Source organism: Finegoldia magna (assembly GCF_018371055.1).
Lineage (GTDB): Bacteria > Bacillota > Clostridia > Tissierellales > Peptoniphilaceae > Finegoldia > Finegoldia magna_I.
The window spans coordinates 1-2487 of the sequence record NZ_JAGYZD010000239.1 but is presented as its reverse complement, the minus strand read 5'-3'; the positions used below and the strand labels follow the sequence as shown (position 1 = coordinate 2487).

The 2487-nt window shown below is 31.3% G+C and carries 5 protein-coding genes; all 5 read right to left on the bottom strand.

Annotated features, from left to right (window positions below; translation table 11 throughout):
* The coding region (locus KHW44_RS08535; RefSeq protein ID WP_304068438.1) for a Jag N-terminal domain-containing protein at positions 1–671 on the bottom strand (671 nt) is incomplete at its 3' end.
* Positions 668–1399 (bottom strand): YidC/Oxa1 family membrane protein insertase, encoded by a 732-nt coding sequence (locus KHW44_RS08530; protein WP_094207867.1) that lies wholly within the window; start codon positions 1397–1399, stop codon positions 668–670. The genes KHW44_RS08535 and KHW44_RS08530, both read right to left, overlap by 4 nt.
* A 15-nt stretch (positions 1400–1414) precedes the next feature.
* Positions 1415–1627, bottom strand: a complete 213-nt coding sequence (gene yidD / locus KHW44_RS08525; protein ID WP_094206476.1) for a membrane protein insertion efficiency factor YidD — start codon at positions 1625–1627, stop codon at positions 1415–1417.
* Complete coding sequence (gene rnpA, locus KHW44_RS08520; protein WP_002835949.1) at positions 1615–1956, bottom strand: ribonuclease P protein component; 342 nt, start codon at positions 1954–1956, stop codon at positions 1615–1617. The genes yidD and rnpA overlap by 13 nt, the downstream gene beginning before the upstream one ends.
* 29 nt (positions 1957–1985) lie before the next feature.
* Positions 1986–2120, bottom strand: a complete 135-nt coding sequence (rpmH, locus tag KHW44_RS08515; protein WP_002835948.1) for a 50S ribosomal protein L34 — start codon at positions 2118–2120, stop codon at positions 1986–1988.
* Between the last annotated feature and the right edge of the window lie 367 nt (positions 2121–2487).

The window sequence follows — 2487 nt, the reverse complement described above, 5'->3', positions numbered from 1 at the left end:
TTAGTAACCAAGTTTACGATATATTGAAGAGAATCTAATGTTTCTCCCCTTTTTCCTATGATAATTCCGATATCAGATTCTTCTGAACACATAATATTGAACTTAATCATATTTCCTTCAGTTCTAGATTCAATATCGCAATCAATTCCCATATCTTCAATCATTTGTTTCAAGAAATTCTTGCTTGTGATGAAAAGTTCGTCGTTTCTATCAATAGTAACATCAGGTTCAGTATCTTGTTCTTCTTCAGTTTCTTCAGATTTTACAGCTTCTTCAGTTTCTTTAACTTCTTCAGCTTCTACTGGTTTTGCTGGTTTTACTGATTTTTCTACGATTTCTTCCTTATCATCTTCTGTAGATTTAGTTTCTTCAACTTCTTCTACAATTTTCTTGTCTTTTATAACTTTAGTATCTTCTTTTTTTTCTGTTTCAACTGAGTCAGAGTCAGAGTTTAGGATATTCTTCACAAAATCGTCCGTACCCTTTTCTTTAACATCGTCTTTTAATGACACTCTAACGACAGCGTCCTTTGCTCCAAACAAGCCCAAAAAACCTTGTTTAGCTTCATTTATAACTTCGATGTTAACTTCGTTTCGATTAGCTTGAAGCTTATCCAAAGCTTTATTGACACATTCTTCAACAGTCTTCGCACTAACTACTGTGCTTCTCATCTAACTTCCTCCGCAACATCTTTTTTGTCTTTATTCTTAATTATTAACCTTATTATAACTTCTAAAACGTTAGAAAATCCCCAATAAAGAATCAAACCTGAAGCGTATTTGCTTGAAATGAAGAACATAAATATAGGCATGAAATAAATCATTGATTTGTTCATCATTTCCATTTGATCAGGTTCATTTGATTTCTTATCCTTGTTATTAGTAGGCATACTGATCTTTGCTACTAAAAATTGAGTGAAAGCATTTATTAAAGGCAATCCAAACAATACTGGATCTGGTTTAGTCAAATCAGGTATCCAGAAGAAATTACGAGCGATCTCATTAATCTTAGACACATTATCAAACATGTACTTTCCTGGTTCTCTCATTACTCTAAATAATGCCAAAACCAAAACCATTTGTAAGATAATTGGCAAACAACCACTCAAAGGATTAAAATTGTACTTCTTGTATAATTCTTGCATCTTTAATTGTTGAGTTTGTGGGTCGTTCTTGTACTTTCTTTGAATTTCCTTCATTTCCGGTTGCATCAAAGCATTTTGTTCTTGAGTTTTTTGCGTATGAATAGTTACCGGAAGAGTTATAAGCTTATAAATAAGTGTTAATAAAAGAATTGATATCGCAAAATACGATATACTTTTAGGTTCAGCCATCACATGTGAGATGTTTTCATATATGAACCTAAGAATAGTTCCAAATACATTTGCAATTATTTGCAATTCTACAACTCCTTTTTATTTTAGTGGGTCATATCCGCCTTTTGAAAATGGATTACATCTTAAAATTCGCCAAATAGTAAGCCCTAACGCCTTAAAAAACGGCTTTTTTCTAAAAGCCTCCAACGCATATTGTGAACAAGTTGGATAGTATTTGCACTTCCCATGTCCCAAATACGGCGATATAGCTTTTTGGTAAAATTTGATTAAAAATATCATCACTTTCGACATTTTTTATTCGATGCCTTTCTACAAACGTGCAATAATGCAGATTCTAGCTGTTTGTAAGTTAAGTCTTCAGTGTTTTTCTTCGGGATAATAACCATATCCAAGCCCTTGTCAAACTCAGAGAAATTAAGCCTTACAATCTCTCTAAGTTTCCTCTTGATTCTGTTTCTTTCAACGGCATTGCCGTATTTTTTAGTAACAGAGAATCCGATTCGAGTTCCTTTTTTTGAATTGTACACTACCAAAGAGAAGTTTCTATTATAATAAGTCTTTCCCCTCTTGTAGACAACATTGTATTCCCTGTTATCTCTTAACCTTACACTTTTATCCATAATAAATTAAAGGCCACAATGAATGTGACCTAAGCTGATAATACTTTTCTACCTTTTCTTCTTCTAGCCTTTAAAACAGCTCTTCCACCTCTAGTAGCCATTCTATTTCTAAATCCGTGGTCTTTTTTTCTTTTTCTGTTATTTGGTTGATAAGTTCTTTTCATCAATCGCACCTCCTAGTATAAAATATAAGGACTTTTGCCTATAAAAACACTACTCCAATTATACTTATGACAATACCAATTGTCAAGCTTTTTTGTTGACAAATACTAATTAATTGGCAAAACTTATAAAAATTTTTTCAAAAATAAAAAATCATAAATCAGATAAAATTTTTCAAAACTTCCACCAACCGCAAAAATTTGTGGATAACTTTTATCCACAATTCATTTTAAATTTAAAATATTAAACTCATTTTGGGGATAAGTTATAGCAAACACAAAACCATTTATCAAAATTTTCAATAAATTTGTAATAAAAGATATGATTTGCTATAATTAAAGTATCAAAAAGTATGAAAAGTACGCATTT